At 66.3% G+C, this 17272-nt stretch carries 15 protein-coding genes and 1 pseudogene; 8 read left to right on the top strand and 8 right to left on the bottom strand.

Annotated features, from left to right (window positions below; genetic code table 11):
- Window positions 1-125: 125 nt before the first annotated feature.
- From ABT294_RS29275 to ABT294_RS29260, 4 genes are all read right to left on the bottom strand, one after another.
- Window positions 126-932 (bottom strand): alpha/beta fold hydrolase, encoded by an 807-nt coding sequence (locus ABT294_RS29275; protein ID WP_350809505.1) that lies wholly within the window; start codon window positions 930-932, stop codon window positions 126-128.
- A 329-nt stretch (window positions 933-1261) separates the two neighbouring features.
- On the bottom strand, window positions 1262-1879 hold the full coding sequence (locus ABT294_RS29270; RefSeq protein WP_350809504.1) for a TetR/AcrR family transcriptional regulator: 618 nt from the start codon (window positions 1877-1879) through the stop codon (window positions 1262-1264).
- A gap of 103 nt (window positions 1880-1982) precedes the next feature.
- Entirely contained in the window at window positions 1983-3131 is a 1149-nt protein-coding gene (locus ABT294_RS29265) for a pyridoxal phosphate-dependent aminotransferase (protein ID WP_350809503.1), read from the bottom strand.
- Window positions 3128-3787 carry an RraA family protein gene (locus tag ABT294_RS29260; protein ID WP_350809502.1) on the bottom strand — a complete coding sequence of 220 codons (660 nt, stop codon included), beginning with the start codon at window positions 3785-3787 and terminating at the stop codon, window positions 3128-3130. The genes ABT294_RS29265 and ABT294_RS29260 overlap by 4 nt, the downstream gene beginning before the upstream one ends.
- A 302-nt stretch (window positions 3788-4089) precedes the next feature.
- Here ABT294_RS29260 and ABT294_RS29255 point away from each other — a divergent pair, with 302 nt between their 5' ends.
- Both ABT294_RS29255 and ABT294_RS29250 read left to right on the top strand, forming a co-directional pair.
- Window positions 4090-4320: a hypothetical protein gene (locus ABT294_RS29255; RefSeq protein ID WP_350809501.1), complete on the top strand. Its 231-nt coding sequence runs from the start codon at window positions 4090-4092 to the stop codon at window positions 4318-4320.
- 291 nt (window positions 4321-4611) lie between these two features.
- A complete protein-coding gene (locus ABT294_RS29250) occupies window positions 4612-5088 on the top strand; it encodes a hypothetical protein (protein ID WP_350809500.1) in 477 nt (158 codons plus the stop codon).
- 71 nt (window positions 5089-5159) lie between these two features.
- Here ABT294_RS29250 and ABT294_RS29245 read toward each other — a convergent pair.
- The 3 genes and pseudogenes from ABT294_RS29245 to ABT294_RS29235 form a co-directional block, all read right to left on the bottom strand.
- Window positions 5160-5291, bottom strand: a pseudogene (locus ABT294_RS29245) (HNH endonuclease); the annotation flags it as partial.
- Between the two features lie 78 nt (window positions 5292-5369).
- Window positions 5370-5741, bottom strand: coding sequence for a hypothetical protein (locus ABT294_RS29240; protein WP_350809499.1), 372 nt, complete (start codon window positions 5739-5741; stop codon window positions 5370-5372).
- A gap of 85 nt (window positions 5742-5826) precedes the next feature.
- Window positions 5827-6687: an IS5 family transposase gene (locus ABT294_RS29235; protein WP_350809498.1), complete on the bottom strand. Its 861-nt coding sequence runs from the start codon at window positions 6685-6687 to the stop codon at window positions 5827-5829.
- A 4-nt stretch (window positions 6688-6691) separates the two neighbouring features.
- On the opposite strand from ABT294_RS29235, the gene ABT294_RS29230 reads away from it, so the two are divergent.
- From ABT294_RS29230 to ABT294_RS29220, 3 genes are all read left to right on the top strand, one after another.
- Complete coding sequence (locus ABT294_RS29230; RefSeq protein WP_350809497.1) at window positions 6692-7201, top strand: integrase core domain-containing protein; 510 nt, start codon at window positions 6692-6694, stop codon at window positions 7199-7201.
- A 549-nt stretch (window positions 7202-7750) separates the two neighbouring features.
- A complete protein-coding gene (locus ABT294_RS29225) occupies window positions 7751-9427 on the top strand; it encodes a hypothetical protein (protein WP_350809496.1) in 1677 nt (558 codons plus the stop codon).
- 330 nt (window positions 9428-9757) lie between these two features.
- Window positions 9758-10819 carry an integrase core domain-containing protein gene (locus ABT294_RS29220; protein WP_350809495.1) on the top strand — a complete coding sequence of 354 codons (1062 nt, stop codon included), beginning with the start codon at window positions 9758-9760 and terminating at the stop codon, window positions 10817-10819.
- Between the two features lie 535 nt (window positions 10820-11354).
- On the opposite strand, the gene ABT294_RS29215 is transcribed toward ABT294_RS29220, so the two are convergent.
- Window positions 11355-12707 (bottom strand): pentapeptide repeat-containing protein, encoded by a 1353-nt coding sequence (locus ABT294_RS29215; RefSeq protein ID WP_350809494.1) that lies wholly within the window; start codon window positions 12705-12707, stop codon window positions 11355-11357.
- Window positions 12708-14785: 2078 nt separating this feature from the next.
- Between ABT294_RS29215 and ABT294_RS29210 the strand changes: the two genes are divergently transcribed.
- Genes ABT294_RS29210 through ABT294_RS29200 form a run of 3 tightly spaced genes read left to right on the top strand, consistent with a single transcriptional unit; the run spans window position 14786 to window position 16400 of the window.
- Window positions 14786-15013 (top strand): hypothetical protein, encoded by a 228-nt coding sequence (locus tag ABT294_RS29210; protein WP_350809493.1) that lies wholly within the window; start codon window positions 14786-14788, stop codon window positions 15011-15013.
- Window positions 15010-15672, top strand: coding sequence for an SRPBCC family protein (locus ABT294_RS29205; RefSeq protein WP_350809492.1), 663 nt, complete (start codon window positions 15010-15012; stop codon window positions 15670-15672). The genes ABT294_RS29210 and ABT294_RS29205 overlap by 4 nt, the downstream gene beginning before the upstream one ends.
- Before the next feature lie 47 nt (window positions 15673-15719).
- Window positions 15720-16400 carry a DUF998 domain-containing protein gene (locus tag ABT294_RS29200; protein WP_350809491.1) on the top strand — a complete coding sequence of 227 codons (681 nt, stop codon included), beginning with the start codon at window positions 15720-15722 and terminating at the stop codon, window positions 16398-16400.
- The last annotated feature ends 872 nt before the right edge of the window (window positions 16401-17272 follow it).

Below are 17272 nucleotides of genomic sequence, written 5' to 3'. Positions count from 1 at the left end.
TGCGCGCCGACACGGACGTCGCGACAGTCGCGAGGGTGAAGAGCGACCAGGCCAGCACGACGTCGGGTACGTACACCCCTGCCGCACGTACCTGACGTCGTGCCGATGGATGTGCGCCGTGCCGCTCATGCTGCGTTCACCCCGAGAAACTCGCGCACGCAGCGGGCGATCGTGTCCGCGAACTCCACCGCGATCGCGTGTCGCCCGCCCTCGATCGAACGCAGTTCGGCGTTCGGAATCCGCTGCTCCATCAAGACGGCGCCGGCGTAGGGCGCCAGCCGGTCCGCCGTGCCGTGCACGATCAGGGTGGGTACGGCGATCTCCCCGAGGCGGTCCCGGACCTCGTGCTGTCGGGCGGCGTCGTGGCGGCGGGCGCTCTGCTCGGGATTACGGGCCGTGAGCGTCTGGGGCCGGGCGTGCAGTTCGGCCTGGCCTTCGGGGGTGAAGAAGAAATCCGCGGCCGCCGTCCGCCGGTCGTCGTGCGACATGTTCAGGAGCTCGTCGACTGCCTCACTGCCCATCGCGAAACTCGGCGTGGTGGCGACCAGGATGAGGGATGCGACCCGTTCGGGATGCCGGAGCGCGGCGTGCTGAGCAACGGCGCCGCCGAAGGAGGTGCCCAACAGGTGCGCACTCTGAAGCTCCAACGCATCCAGCAAGGCGACGAGGTCATCGGCGAGGACTTCCAACGTGTAGGGAGCCGGTGGGTTCACGGTGATCCCCGAATCGCGTTGATCGTAGGAGATCGCCCGAATCCCTGCGCCGAGTCGAGCGCGAAGCGTTGCGAACTGGGTGCGGTCGCTTTCGCCGCCATGAACGAGCACGAGCGGCACACCACCCCCACCATCGATGAACCCGACTTCGAGCTCACCCACTCGAACAGTGGAACCGGTCGATTCGGCAGGTGCGCGCCCCACCTGTTGCGTTGCCACCGTTGACCTCCTTGTCGCCGTCGTTTGTGGGATGACCGTACTATTTGAGATAAGTTTATTACATAATATCCAACCCCGTTCATGCAAGAGGAGTACCTCTATCCGTTTTGGCCGGGTCTGGATGGGCCGAGGTTGACAGGAGGTGCCGTCGCGGAACATGGCGAAGAGCACGTCGGCTCTGCCGCTTGCCGTTGCGTAGCCTCCTGTCCCGCCCTCTCGCGATCTCCTCGTGCTGACACGGGGGAGTGTGCGAGGACGGGTGCGGTGGCGGCGCCGACAAATGCCGCCGCGCGAACGCCGGCTCCCGCTGGCGGGTGCGGGCGGGGCGATCAGCCTGCCCGCGACCACCCGTGCAACGAGCCGCAGTAGGCTTCGGTCAGCCGGGTGATGACCTCCCGGCGGGACAGGTCCGTCTCCTGGAGAAGGTCCTGGATCTCCCGCGGATCGAACATCATGTTGCAGAGGAACAGGGCGTGCTCGATCATCTCGTCTGGGAGGCCGAGGTCGTCGAGCAGCCCCAGCACTGGCCCGCTCCATGCATCCCGGACGGTGGCTATGATCGCGTCCTCGCTGTTGAGCCGCTCCAGGTAACCCCGCGGGGATCGAAGCCGCACCAACGCCGGGCCGTGCTCGGCGAGCAGGTCCACCCATTTGTCCACGATGGCATCGAACAGCGGTCGCCCTTGCGCGGTCGATGCTGCGCTGAAATCGCGGAGCTCCTCGACGACACTGAGCACATAGGCCGCGAGCACGTCATCCATCGAGGAGTAGTAGCGGTAGGCGGTGGCCGGGCCGATCTCCGCGCGGGACGCGACCGCCTGCATGGTGAGCTGGTCGGGCGCCTCCCGGGCGAGCTCGCCGACGGCCTTGAGGAGGCGCCGGCGGTTGCGGAGGGTGTCACTGCGCAGCTTGCGCCCCCCATGTGGGGTGGCCTGCTGGTCGGCCATGAGCCTCCTCCGCCTCATCGAAGTGCAGGCAAAGGGTATCGCCTCCGAGCGAGGCGCCGACTGCCCGGACGTTCGCGGTACGCAGTGCGCACACCCGGCCCCGTCAGGGTCTCGCAAGGCCGAAGTAACGAACGATGCGGGCCAGCCCGGTCCGCAGGTCGTCCTCGGAAGCCGCGAACGAGATCCGGACGTGCCCCTCGCCCGAGGGTCCGTACTCGGCGCCGGCACGGACCATCACCCCCCGCTCGGCGAGCTCGCGGGCGACCGTCTCGGACTTCAGGTCGGCGTCGTAGCGGAGGAACCCGTAGAACGCTCCCTCCGGCGGAACCAGATGCAGGCCGGGGATGCCGGACAGTTGCGCAACCACGAGCCCGCGACGCTGCCGGTACCTGTCGACCATGGCATCGACGACGCTGTCCGGCAGATCGAGGGCGGCAAGGGCCGCGTGTTGGACCGACGTGTTCAACGAGCCGTTGTAGGTCCGGTGCGCGTGAGCCGCCGCATCCACCACCTCCCGCGGCCCGGTCAGGTACCCCACCCGCCAGCCGGTCATCGCGTACGTCTTGGAGAACGTCTGCACGTACACCGTCCGGTCTCGCAGCGATTCGATCTCCAGCGCCGAGGTCAACTCATGTCCCGGGTAGACCAGCCGGTGGTACGCCTCATCGCTGACGACCAGGACGTCGGAGCCGTCGAGGAGCTCCCCGAGGGCCTCGAGCTCCTGCTCGCGGTGCACGATACCGGTTGGGTTCGACGGGTTCGAGAAGATCATCATCGCCGCTCCGGGAAGCGCGGCGGCCAACGCGTCGAGGTCCCAATGCAGGTCCGGGGCGAGCGGGACGAAGTTCACGGTGCCCCCGGCGAGGACGACCAGGTCGGCGTACAGCGAGTAGGCGGGCTCCGGGATGACCACGCGGTCGCCGGGGCCGACCATCGCAAGCACGACGGCCGCCAGCGCTGCGGTGGCGCCGTGGGTGACCACGACGTCGTCCGCGGTCCAGGTCCGGCCGGGGTGCGGCGGCAACCTCGACGCGAGCGCGGCGCGCAGCTCCCGCAGGCCTTTCTGGTCGGCGTAGTGGGTGTTCCCCTCGCGCAAGGCGGCCACGGCGGCCTCGATCACCGGCGGCGGCGTCGGGAAGTCCGGCTCACCCATGGCGAGGGAGATGGCCCCCGACGGGGCCGGGGCGAGGGCCGGGCGCCTCGAGCAGCGGCGCAGTTCCCCAATCCGGAACGCGGGCAGCATGGCGGTCATCGGGCCACCGCCGTATGGTCGGAGCGCGCGGTGAGGATGCGCTGCCGAAGCGCCGCCTCCTTCTCGACGATCCCGTCGACCGCGTCCATGACCTCCTTCACGCGATGCCGTGGGATGACGACGACGCCGTCGGCGTCACCGACGAGCACGTCACCTGCCGCCACCACCACGCCGCCGACTGCCACCGGGGCACCGATGGCGCCGGGTCCGTGCTTGAAGGGTCCGGCGGGGGTGATCGCCCGCGCGTAGACGGCCAGGCCCATCTCAGACAGCGCCTGGACATCGCGGACGGCACCGTCGACCACTGCGCCGGTGACTCCGGCATTCACCATGATCTCGCCGATGAGGTCGCCGATCAGTGCGCGGGTCATGTCCCCGTGCCCGTTGACCACCAGGACGTCGCCCGGCCGGGCTTCGTCGAGCGCCCGGTGAACGGCCAGGTTGTCACCCGACCGCACGTCCACCGTGAGGGCGTTTCCCAGTAGCGCGGCGCGCCCGGTGAACAGCCGGATGCCGCCGTCCATGACGGTCATCCGCTGCAGCGCATCGCCGACATTGGCGGCCGGCACCTCCCCCAGGCGGTGAATCTCCGCCGCTGCTGTGCGAGCCCAGCTCGGAACGATGGAGACGCTGTCCGTCGCCGCAGCAATGAACACGATGAAACTCCATTCTTAAGTAATAGGTTTCTCTCATATAAGGCAATGGTAGCCCTCGAGGCGTCCGGCCACAATGATTCGCGCCGCCTGGCCGCTGGACGAGCCCGGAGTGAGCAGGTGCAGAGCGCGATCCAGCCGTACGGGACGGCCCCGTCATGGTCGGTGAACTCCGGCCCCGACCGCGAGATCGCCTGGCACACCGTGCACCGTGTCCCGCTCGGAAACCCGGTTTCGTACTGTGATCTGGGCGGTGGCTGCGACCATCTCGAGGTGCTGTCGCTGGCTTACCGGTTGGTGGGGGCTTGTTCGGCCTGCCGACCGTGCTGATCCGCTCTGAGCTGTCCAAGGATGTTGAGTTGCTGGTGCTCCGTCACGAGAACCAGGTGCTCCGCTGGCAGCTCGGCGGTCGACCGCGGTGGGGTCACGCCGACCGGCTCTGGTTCGCGGCGTTGTCCCGACTGATCCGCCGCTGCCGGTGGGCGGAGGCGTTCCCGGTCACTCCGGCGACGATCTTACGCTGGGCACCCTTGTGAGGCGTAAGTGGACCTTCACTGACAGACGGCGCCCGGGACGCCCTTGCACTCGCTGGCCGGTCAAGGCACTGATCATTCGGATGGCGCGGGAGAACCCGACCTGGGGACACCGGAGAATCCAGGGCGAGTTGGCGCGCTTGGGCTACTCGATAGCGGCCTCCACGGTGTGGGAGATCCTGCACGCCGCCGGTATCGATTCGGCGCCTCGCCGGGCGGGGACCGACCTGGCGGCAGTTCCTGACAGCGCAAGCCCACGCGATCACCGCCTGCGACTTCCTCGTAGTCGAAACCGTGCTGCTCAAACGGCTGTATGTGCTGGTCTTCATCGAGCACGGCACCCGGCGACTGCACCTGGCCGGAGTGACCGCGCACCCGACCGGGGCATGGACGGTGCAGCAGGCCCGCAACCTGCTCATGAACCTGGGTGACCGCATCTCCGGGCTACGGTTCGTGATCCACGATCGGAATCCGCTCTTCACCTCTGCCTTTCGGGAGGTCTTCGAATCTGAAGGGTTGCGGGCCATCACCCTACTGCCGCGGACGCCGAGGATGAACGCTATCTGTGAGCGGGTCATCGGCACTCTGCGCCGTGAGCTCCTGGACCGGATCCTGATCGTCGGCGAACGCCATCTGGCCCTGGTGCTTCGCGAGTATCTGATCCAGCGAGGTGGGCCGTCCGGCGAGGTGCCAGCGTACTGGTCCTTTTCCGGATGGCCCCTCCCGAACCCGCCGTGCCGTAGGGTAGGCCGCCGACGAGGTGCCAGTTGACCTGGTCCTTTTCCGACGGCCCCCTCCGACCCAGCCGTGCCCGCTTTCCGTAGCAACTGGCTCTCCAGCGCTCATCGTGGTGTGCGTGTGGGACGTCCAGCGTGGATGTCCTCATGGCATGCGCGGCAGACGACGAGGATCTTGCGGCGGCGGGAAGCCATGCGCGTGACCCAGCCGGCTTGTTGTTTCCGCCCTGGGTTGAGGTCTTTGAGAGTGCGTTCTGCGAGCTGATGCCCCTTTCGTCGTTGAGATTGGGATAGGTCGGAAGGTCACCGTTCGGGCTATCGGCGCGGTTGGGAGAACAATCCCGGCTCGGTCTCAACGAGGATGCCGCGGCTGGCCAGGCGTTTGAGCTTGCCGCGGACGTTCTGGATGGCGTTCTGCGTCAGCGGCAGGTCCATGGCCATGGCCAGGTCGCGGGCGCGCAGAGAGCCGCCGACCTCGCCGAATACGGTGAGGATCTGCTGGTAGGCGAGGTGATCGGGGATCACGGGAGGAGTTGCGGCCGGCTCGGCGGGGGCAGGGTCCTCTTCAGCAAGGGAGATGAGGGTCTTGCGGCTGATCCGCAGGTGCTCGATCGCCTCGCTGAGTTCGCCCAGACGCGCGGTCAGAGTGTCGATCTCCGCCTGGGTCTGCTCGATCTGGCAGGTCAAAGCGTGCTCGCGGGCGTCGATTCGGTCCAGGAGCCAGGAGCCAGGAGCCAGGTGCCGGGGTCGGACTGGCGAGCGTCGGGCCCGGTCATGTCCACCGCCACGCGGGGGCCGTGCCACGGATCAGGCGGCGGGACATCACGTCCGTCATCGCCCAATACGCCCGTGATTCGGAACTGGCCGGAAGGTGCTCGTAGTCGCGGACCAGACGCCGGTGGAACATCAAGATGCCGTACGTCTGCTCGACGACCCATCTCTTGGGCTGGGGGACGAACCCCTTGTCGGTGGGGTTACGCTCGACAATCTCCACGTCGATCCCCAGACCGGAGCCATGCGCGACGACCGTGTTCTTGAACCCCTGGTCGACCAGCGCCTTGGTCGCTGTGCCCTCGGTGCTGGCGGCGACCCGGTCCAGCAGGGCGATCCCGGCGACATTCTCGTGGGCCGAGGCGGCCAACATGACCACAGCGATGACCAGCCCCAGCACGTCTACCGCCAAGCCCCGTTTTCTCCCCGCTACTCGCTTCGCGGCGTCCTTGCCGGTCGTGGAGGCGGGGACCCCTGCCGCGACGTGGACGCTCTGGGTGTCCAGCGCGACCAGATTGGGGTCGGCTAATCGTTTCTTCTTCTCGCGCAGATGCCAGCGCAGCAGGTCGTGGATCGTTTTGTCGGTGCCGTCGTCGCGCCACTTGCCGAAGTAGTAGTACGTCGCGCTCTTGGGTGGCAGGTCGTGTGGGAGATAGTCCCATTGGACGCCGGTTCGTCCCTGGTAGCGGATCGCGTTGACGATCTCGCGTAACTCGTAGTTGCCCTGTCCGGTGCCAGAACTGATGCAGGCGGTCTGACCTGGACTTCTAGGCTTGGTTCTCGTGCTGTTTCGACTTCTGTATCTGCTGGTGGTCAGGGTGTTCGGCTGGTTGACGCTTCTCGCGCGGGGCGACGCCTCCAAGGAGGTGGAGATCTTGGTGCTGCGTCATGAGGTCATGGAAATCGAGACACGCCGCGTGCGCATACTGGGCGTCACCTCCAACCCGACCGGTGCATGGACCACCCAGCAGGTCCGGAACCTGTTGATGGACCTGGGTGAACGCGCCCGCGCCTTCAGGTTTCTCATTCGCGACCGTGATGGCAAGTTCTCCCGTTCCTTCGATGAGGTGCTCGCCGCCAGTGGTGTGCGGGTCATCAAGACGCCTGTCCGGTCGCCACGGGCGAATGCGTTCGCGGAGCGGTTCGTGGGAACGCTACGCCGTGAGTGCCTCGATCACCTGCTCATCTACGGCCTCCGGCACCTGCGTACGGTCTCGGCCGAGTATGAAGGCCATTTCAACCATCATCGCCCGCATCAAGGCCGTTCGCTCCGCCCGCCGTTGCGCGATCCCAGCGAGGCGATCGACATGACGGCCCAGATCCACCGTCGAAGGACCGTCACTGGACTGATCAGCGAGTACCGTAGAGCAGCCTGATCGCCCCACGAACCCCCAGCTCAGCAACAATATTCGCCATTTTGGCACCGCACAGGCGGCAATCAGACCGCGCTCACCGGGATCCGGATGCCGCGCATGAACGCAGTCATGGAGCGATGGATGCAGTCGTGCCGCCGCGAATTGCTGGACCGCTGCCTGATCTGGAACGAACGTCACCTGCGGCACGCCCCGCGAGTATGAACGGTTCTACAACGAGCACCGAGCCCACCAGACCCGGGCTCAAGCGGCACCACTGCGTACCGTCCCAGATCCAACCACCGATCCGAAGCTGATCATCGACCTGAACATCCACCGGCGAGATCGGCTCGGAGGGGTTCTCCACGAGTACTCACATGCCGATTGAACTGCGTGGACGGAGTTTTCGGCAGGCGCACGCTCACTCCTGACTACGTCAACACGCTGGTCGACCACCTACTCGCTCCACACACCCCGGCGCCTGCTGAATGACCGGCCCCGTGATCCTTCAAGCAGTTCCGCTGTCAACCGACCGGTTATGGATCGTCAATGCGAGCCCGCCACCGTCAGCTCATGCCCTCGAGAACCCTGGCGGCCCTGACGGTCGCCGTGATGCTCACAGCGACCGCGTGTTCGGACACCGAGGACAGCGGCGGCAAAGGAAAGCTGATCCACGGAACGGCCATCGACGATGCCCCCACGGGGAAGCTCATCGCCGACAGCGGCTTCCGACCTGAGAACGACGGTTTCGGGTTCGAGAACTACGGCGGCGGGGACGAGACCAACCTGACCTCCCAGGAGGTCCACAACCTGTTCGGCGACGCCGTCTGCATCGACGCGGAAACCGAGTCCTGCGAGCTCATCCCGCAGGCCGAGGCGTGGATGGAGCACACCAACAAGTCCATGGACGGCGGCCATTGCTACGGCATGTCGCTGGCCAGCCTTCAGATGTGGCAACAGACACTCAACGCCTCGGACTACGGCGCCGACACCACCCCGGAACTGGCGAAGGAGGACAACCAGCCCCTCCAGAGCGTCATCGCCCAGAACTTCGCCGCCCAGTACGGCACCGGCGTGAAACAGCAAATGATCAAAGGAACGCCGAGCCAGATCGTCGACCGCCTCATCCAAGCCTGGTTCGCCGAGGAGAAGGAGGGCATGTCGCTCGGCTTCTACAAACGCGACGGCTCCGGCGGCCACGAGATCACGCCTTACGCGATCGAGAAGGCCGGCGACGGGCAGGTCAACATCCTGGTGTACGACAACAACTACCCGGGCGTCACGCAGAAGGTCAGGGTTGATCTGACGCGCGACACCTGGGAGTACAAAACCACCACCAAACCCGGCGAACCCGTCGACCTCTATGAGGGCGACGCCGAAACCGGCACCCTGGAACTGACCCCTGTCGAGGCCGTCACCGAGACCCAGCCGTGCTCCTTCTGCGGCAGGAACGACGACGGCGAGCAGAGCGGCAAGGGCTCCGCCAAGGGCGGACCGGCCGCCGACACCAAGCTCGTCTACCTGGACGGCGACGCCGCCAACCACCCGCACCTACTCCTGACCGACGACGCCGGCCACAGAACCGGCTACATCGACGGCAAACTGGTGAACGAGATCCCCGGCGCCGCAGTCAGCAAGCCCAAGGGCGGCAAACCCGGCGACGACCCCGAACCCGAGTACACCATTCCCGGAGACAAGCACGTCACCATCACCCTGGACGGTGGCCACCTGACCAAGAACGTGAAGGACGTCCAGGTGGGCATCATCTACGACGCCTTCGACGTCGCCGCGGAGCAGATCCAGCTCCGCAAGGGAGCCAAGGACATCTTCGACGTCAGTGCCGACATGAGCAGATTCAGCTACACCGCCAGCGACACGGTCTCCCCCGTCGTCCACTTCGGCGCCAGCATCTCCGACGACAAGTACCTCACCTTCAACGTCTCCAACTCCGCCGACGTCGCCGGTAGCACGATGAGCGCCGAACTTCCCCTGGACGGCAAGCGCTTCGGACGCTTCGTCCTGGACACCAGCAAGGTCAAGGGCGACAGCGCAGCCTATGGCATCGAGGTCATCTACCAGGACAAGAAGGACGAGATCCGGTTTACCACGGACGACGTGGAGATGAACACCGGCGCCAAGGCCGCCGTCCGCTGGGACAAGGTGGATGAGAAGCGGCCGTACATGCCCCTGCTGGTTCAGGATGCGGGCGAGAAGACTTGGAGCAAGCTCGAACCGGTGGTCAATGAGTGACCCGTTCGAGGCAGGTGGAGATCTTGGCGGTGCGGCCGCGTCCTTGCCCGTCGTGTCTGACGGTACCCCGGCCGCAGCGTGCACGCTCTGCGTGTCCGGCACCACCAGGCTCGGGTCGGCTGGTCCTCCCCGCCTCTCCCGTACCTGCCGGCGCAGCAGGTCGTGGGGCAGGAAGTCCCGCTGGCAGCCGGTCCGGCCCTGGTAGAGGATGGCGTTGAAGATACTGCCGGCTCTCGCCCGTACCGGTCGCTCAGCGACGCCCGCATGGGCTTGTCCGGTGCCAGAAGCTGGAGCTGAGGGGCCTGACCTGGTCTTCTAGGCTCGTCTCTCGTGTTGTTTCGGCTTCTGTATCTGCTGGTGGTCAGGATGTTCGGCTGGCTGGTGCTGCTCACTTGGGGCAGCGCTGCCAAAGAGGTGGAGATCTTGGTGTTGCGGCATGAGGTCGCGGTGCTGCGTCGCCAGGTCGTCCAGCCCAGGCCGGACTGGGCCGATCGAGCGCTGCTGGCCGCGCTGGCCAGGCTGTTACCTGCTCGTCTCCGACTGCATCGCATAGTGACGCCCGGCACGCTGCTCGCCTGGCACCGCAGGCTGGTCAAGAAGAAGTGGACCTACCCCGCCAAGCAGGGTCGGCCGCCCGTCTCTGAGGAGATCCGTGATCTGATCGCCCGGCTGGCGCGGGAGAATCCACGCTGGGGGCATCGGCGCATCAGGGGCGAGCTTCTTGGTCTTGGGTATCGGGTGGGGGAGGGGACGGGCCGCAGAGTCCTGGCGGTGGTGGGGCTTGGGCCCGCGCCGCGTCGAGCTCCACCGACTTGGCGCCAGTTCCTCGTCACCCAAGCCTCCGGCATCCTGGCGTGCGACTTTCTCCACGTCGATACGATGTTTCTCAAACGCTTGTACGTGCTGTTTGTCATGGAGATCGAAACGCGGCGCCTGCATATCCTTGGTGTCACAGCTCATCCGACCGGTGTCTGGACGGCGCAGCAGGCGCGCAATCTGCTGATGGAACTGGGGGAGCGAGCGGCCGGGTTCCGATTCTTGATCCGGGACAGGGATGGCAAGTTCGGCGGAGGATTTGACGGGGTGCTCGCTGGGGCGGGCGTACGTGTCCTCAAGACGCCGCCGCGCTCGCCGCGGGCGAACGCGTTCGCCGAGCGGTTCGTCGGTACGCTCCGGCGCGAATGTCTCGATCACATGCTGGTGCATGGTGAGCGGCACTTGCGACAGGTCTTGGCCGAGTATGAGCGCCACTACAACCAACACCGGCCGCATCAGGCGCTGTCACTACGTCAACCCATGCATGATCCGGCCGAAGATGTCGATCTCACAGCTCGAATACAGCGGCGAAGCGCCGTCTGCGGTCTGATCCATGAGTATCGCAGAGCAGCTTGACGACACGCGAAACCGCAGGCCAGCGCTATGAGCGAGATTTGGCACCGGACAAGGCGTACCGGCCACGCAGGTAGCGGAGTGGGCAGGTCACAGCGTGGATGTCCTCCTCAGGATCTACGCCAAGTGCATCGTTGGCCAAGATGAGGCCGCCAAGCGCCGCATCGCTGACGCACTCCGCGATGAGTGATCGCCAGGCCGCCACGAACGTGCGCACGTATTTGGCACAGGTACCCGCAAACGCTCGGCGAGAGTCGTAGACAGCCGGACACGAAGAACCCCCGCCCCTGCGCATAGGTACAGGTCAGGCGGGGGTTTCGGCTGTTCCGGAGAAGTAGGGCGGGTGGGACTTGAACCCACGGATTATGAGTCTGTGGCCTGGTGTGTCGGGCCATGTCTGGATGTGTCGGGGGATCAAGGTTTCTCCTAGTCGGGGCGCTGCGATCCCGGGCGTGCGTGTGGGGATTGCCGCCCTCAATCGGGGGTCGTGTGAGACTGCCGTTCTCCCTACGTCTTCTCGACCCTTCCGTCTCGGCGGTCATGTGGAGGTGTCGCGTGGTGCTGGATTCGGCGCGGCGTCGGTCGCCTCGCCCTGCCCATCTGGCAGCAGCAGACCCGGCGGCGCGGGCACCGGCAGCCCCGTCGGCGGCGTCTCCCACTCTCTTGGGCGGACAAAGGAGACCTCGCCGCCAGAGAAGACTGCATCGTCGAAGCCCACCCTGCCGCCGGAGAACTGCGCTAATTCGAAGGTCACCTTGCCGCCGGAGAAGGTCGCCTCGTCGAAGCCCACCTTGCCGTCCGAGAAGACCACATAGTAGAAGGACACCTCGCCGCCGGTGAAGGTGGCGGTGTAGAAGGACACTCTGCCCCCGGAAAACTTCGTCGCGAGGAAAGACACCTTGCCGCCGGAAAAGGTCGCCTCGTCGAAGGACACTCTGCCCCCGGAAAACCTCGTGCCGAGAAAAGACACGTTGCCGCCGCTGAAGATCGCATTGCCAAAGGAGACCTCTCCGTCGGGAAAGGCTACGTTGTCGAAGGAGACCTGGCCGCCCGTGAAGGCAACTTGGTCGAATGAGAACTTGCCGCCGGTAAAGGCTGCGTTGTGGAAGGAGACCTCTCCGTCGGAGAAGACCGTGCGTGCGAAAGACGCTGTGCCGCCGGAGAAGACCGCGCCGGAGAAGTCGCCGCCGTCGAAGACGACGCCAGTGAAGTCCAGATCATGACCTTGCCAGGAGACCGGGGCGTTCTCGCGCAGATGAGCGCTGATCAGCCGAATGATCGTGTGTCGAACCTCCCTCAGCCCTGCGAAGGCCAGCCAATCGGCCTCGGATGCGTCCTCACCAGGATCAGCGGTGTACGGCAGGCGCAGGTACGCACACAGCACGTCGATACAGGTCTGGCGCAGTTCGCGGGTGGGTGCGTCGTCAGCCAGTCCCGCCAGCGCGTGCACGCCAGCCAGCCGCACGGCAGGAGACTCATGGCCTAGCTGCCCGGCTGCGGAGGTGAAGCGGTCGCTATGGAGCTTGGTAGCCTCCCGTTGCTCGGCCCTATGAGCGCGGTCCTCGGCGCGTTCGCTCACCTGCTGGGCGGCTTCGGCGACCTTCTGCCGCCGATAGGCCACCACCAAGGCGACCAGCCCGCCGAGCCCGGCCACCACCGCAAACGCGATCTTCAACAGGTCGAACAGTGTCGCAGCGCTGACCTGCGCTTCCGGCTTCAAGCCTTGGACGCCCAGCAACACTAGTCCGCCGATGATCAGCACGGTCAGCAGTACAATCGCGGCCCCGGACACCAGCGCGAGCGCCCTGCCGATACCCATCAGGCGCAACCCCGGCATGACCGCCGGATCCTGCGGCTTCTCCGCCGGCCGGTCCTGGCCGGGCTTGTCCACCTTACCCATGTAGGACCATCAGCCCAGTGCCCGGCATTGTTACGTCACCAAGGCGGGCCATCTTTGGCGCGGCAGGGGCTGTGTGCGTGGGTGCCAAGACGTGGTCAGCTGGGCTCACTTTCAGCGGCCGGCTTGTCTGCGCCGTTCACGCTAGCGTCGGCGTGCCGGGCCACGCAGGTAGCCGAATGGGCCGGCCGCAGCGTGGATGTCCTGCTCAAGATCTGCGCCAGGTGCATCGTCAGCCAGGATGAGGCCGCCAAGCGCCGGATCTCGGACGCACTCCACGACGAGTGATCGACAAGCCCTCCAGAACTTGCGCACGTATTTGGCACAGGTACCCGCAAACGCTCGGCGAGAGCCGTAGACAGCCGGACACGAAGAACCCCCGCCTCTGCGCAACGCTGCAGGTCAAGCGGGGGTTTCTGCTGTTCCGGAGAAGTAGGGCGGGTGGGACTTGAACCCACGACCCACGGATTATGAGAATCCTCGGTTGATGTTGCTCAGTGTCACGGAGTGCTGTTTTGTATTGTCGTGGCTGGGATTATCCCCGTCGTCGTGTCGGTCTGTGCCGACGTGTGCCGTGCTGTATCGCGTACACGCGAGCAACCACCGAGCAACCATGCGTTCTTGACCATCGGCACTATGTGCTATTTGTCCCCATCTCGGCGCGGCTGTCGGGGGCCAGGCTTGCGTGGTGAACTCGAACTTTACGGCGGATCGAACGTGTGCGAGCAACCACCGAGCAGCCATCGCCTGGTCATTTGCGTCCACAGGCAGGATGGCTCGCAGCGGACCTCGGATGCGATGCATGGTCTGCCTGACGTGCATGGACGTGATTTTCAGCAGGCGCAGAGGCCGGCGGTGCCGTGGCGCAGGTCGTGCAATCGGATCGGGGGCAGACCGCTCGCGTGCACGAGGTTACGGAACCGGACGGTGAGGTAGTCCGGCCGAAGTGGAGATCCGTCCACTTGCGTGAAGATCGGGCCCGTTTCCCGCCAGGCGTCGCCCAGTCGCTGCCGCTCGGTCTGCTCGTGACGGCGCAGCGAGCGAACGATTTCCGCATCCTACTGTGGAGCGATCGCCTGGGAGCCGGTCCATGGAGCGGATTGTGACGCTTGTCCTGCCGCGATGGGTGTCCGGGCTCCTGCGTGCAACGCCAGGGCCAACGCGAGCAACAGCCCTCCACCCGCCAGCGGCGCCCACGACACGCTGAAGGACGGAAGGAACTCGCCGGCAAGTCCCGCCCGATCAAGTACAGCCGCTCCGGCGAAGGCCGGCAGCTACGAGCCGAGGCTGGAGACGATCGCCAGAGTGGCGAGCCAGACAGTCCGAACGGGATTGCGCCTGTCGAAAGGTCGTCCTTCTGCGATGGAGTTCAGCAGGGCATGGAGCAGCCAAGCGGCGGCGCCCGCGCGCAGGCCGCCCAATAAGACGTCTGCGTGAGAGAGCACCTGTTCGGCGACAGTGGATCCCCATATGTCCAGCGGCACCTCTCCCTGATGGAGGAGCGCGACGTCGGCGGGGAGTCTCACTCCGCTCAGCCGCCAATGGTCAGCGACCTCCGGGGTGGGCGTGGCCTGCACGGTGATGTATCCGCCCCGCCTGGGTGGCGCCGTTGATCGCATAGGCGATGCCCCAGAGGGCCGTGGCGGCTCCCGCGAACCTGATCGCGTACAGGGCTGAGTTGACGAGTGCTCGACTCGCGAGAGCCTCCAGGAACCGTGTCGTTCGCTTACCGTTCATTGTGCGGTGCCAGTACTCGTTCGAAATTCACGAAACACTCACCGGTCGCAGGCCTGTTCCAGACCGGAAGGGAGTCGACCAGCTCGCCCACCCCGCCACCCGGCGTCCTGACCGCCCACAAGAAGGTATGGCTGCGGATGATGAGTCTGTGTTGAGGGCGCGTTGAGCGGACAAGCTCCGCACCGATGCCACCGCACGCGACCCGGTCGAACTCACCACACAAGCAGAATCACAGCAGTCGATCACCTAGTTACACCCCTCCGCGGGTGTCATCCCCGACCGATCTCGACTGTATCAACGTTGACTTATATAAGTAGTGGGTGACACTATGGCTCGTGCACGCACTCGACGTGCTCGGCGACGCGGTCGGCACCCCGGTGCCCGTACGGCGTCGGCCCCCTTGCATCCAGCTGGAGCGCTTTCGCCGGTTCTGGAGCCGACGCTTGGACGCACTGGGCACCGAACTCGCGCGCGCCCGGCGCGAGCGCCACTACCCGCTTGCCGAGACGCCGTCCGCGGATGGACGACCAGGCTCGAACAACGAAGAGGAAGAAGACGAATGATCGACATCATCAACCAGATCAACGCCACTCAACGGAAGATCGGCAACCAGGCGGTCGCCGCCGGCGCGGGACGCTCACTGCTGCTGCGGCGCACGTACGACGCCTCGATCGAGGAGGTGTGGAGCGCCTGCACCGACCCCGACCGGATCAGCCGATGGCTCGCCCCGATCGACGGCGACCTGCGGCTCGGCGGTACCTTCCAGCTCAAGAACAACGCCGGCGGGGAGATCCTGCGCTGCGAGAAGCCCTATCTGATCAAAGTGACCTGGGCCTTGGGGCAGGGCATGCCCACCGAGGTCGAAGTGCGCCTGGCGCCCGGCGGCGGCGATGGCGGGACCGTCCTGGAACTGGAGCACGCCGCACCCGCCGAGATCGTCGATGAGATGGCGCGCACGTACGGGCCCGGCGCCACGATCGGCATCGGAGTCGGCTGGGACCTCGCGCTGCTCGGCCTCGACCTGTTCCTGCGCGGCGTCACGTTCGACCCCGCGACCTGGGGGGACACACCTGAGGCGAAAGAGTTCGTCACCGCCGGCTGCCACGCCTGGGGACGCGCGGTCCAGGCCGCTTGGGGCACCGGCGACGACGTCCTCGCCGCGGCCGTCGCGTTCGCCGTGCGGCACTTCGCTCCCGAGACCGGCAGGGACGGCGACAGATGACCCGCCGCGCGGCGGGTCGTCTCCTTCTCGTGAGAGGAGCGGGCCGGATGAGCGAGAACCTCACCACCACAGCGGCCGGCGGGGCGACGCGGACGCTGCTGATGTGCGGCACCGTCGCCGGCCCGCTCTACATCGTCGTGGTCCTGCTGCAGATGCTCACCAGGGACGGGTTCGACATCAGCCGGTACCCGGCCAGCATGCTGAGCAACGGTGACCAGGGATGGATGCAGATCGCCAACTTCGCGGTCAGCGGCCTGCTGTTCCTGGCGGGAGCGGTCGGCCTGTACCGGGCACGTGGTCCGGCGGGCCGGGGCGGCGCCTGGGGGCCGCGGCTGGTCGGTGTCTTCGGCTCCGGGATGGTCGCCGCCGCATTCTTCTCCGCCGACCCTGCCGACGGCTTCCCGCCGGGGACGCCCCTCGGCCCGCCCACGAGCATGAGCACGCACGGGATGGTGCACCTGCTCGTCTCCGGGGTCGCCTTTCTCGCGCTGATCGCCGCGTGTTTCGTGTTCGGCCGACAATTCGCGGCGACCGGCCGCCGCGGCTGGGCTGCCCTCAGTACGGTGACCGGCGCGCTCTTCCTGGCGGCCTGGAGCTCGATCTTCACGACGCAGGGCTCCCGGGTGGCCAATGTCGCCTTCGCCCTCGCCATCGCGCTCGTCATGGCCTGGACGTCGCTCCTGGCCGCGTACAGGCTGACTCGGCCCGGCGCGGCGGCACCGGCCTGACCTTCGGCTTGAGTGGGCATCGACCATGTCATCACGCACCTGAGCCATCCGGAGCCAAGCGCTCCTGAGTGCCTGGACGGTCGGCAAGACCAGAACAACCGTCGTGTGAATCCCGCCAATCGATACGTGATCGGCTGTTGAACCGAACTCATCGCGACCGGCAATGTCCGGGAAGGTGGGCGTGCCAAGGCTGATGGTGATGGCACGGCGAGCTCGCTCATCCAATTGGGCGAGCTGGTCTTCAGCGCCCACCGGGCTGACACGAAGTCCTTCGATCTCGCCGCGCCAGCCCGGCAGCCAGGCGGAGGCTCTGGCGGCCGGCTACGGCCAGGCGTTCGTTGCCGTCGCTGTGACATTGGCGGCTGTCGCCCTCCGGGCGACCGCGCTGCCGAAACGGCGCGCCGCCTCTTGCCGAGGAATAACGCGAGCCTCGCAAGGGCGTAGGTCCTGATCTTGTCGATGACGCGGGCGGAGTTTCCGTTGTCTCGACCGGCACCAGCAGCCGGGACCGGTCCGACAGTTCCCGAATCCGATCGCGGGCGTGCTGAGCGTCACCTCCCACCCGACGCCACCTGGGTCATCCAGGCGATCCGGAATCTCGTGATGGATCTGGAGGATGTGGGCTGCCGGGCGCGCTTCCTGATCCGTGACCGGGACGGGAAGTTCCCGGCCCTCAAGGAGGAGATCCTTACCGATGCCGGCATTCAGACCGTGCTCACCGGTATCCGGATGCCAGGGATGACTCGATCACGGAGCGGTGGGTGCAGTCCTGTCGCCGTGAACTCTTGGATCGATCCCTGCTCTGGAACGAACGCCACCTGCGGTTTGCTTAACGAGCACCGAGCCCGTCAAGCCCTGGACCAGGCGGCTCA

Origin of the sequence: Nonomuraea sp. NPDC000554 (assembly GCF_040300065.1) — a bacterium.
Lineage (GTDB): Bacteria > Actinomycetota > Actinomycetes > Streptosporangiales > Streptosporangiaceae > Nonomuraea.
Note: the sequence above shows the minus strand (reverse complement) of the source record. Positions and strands in the feature narration are given on the sequence as shown.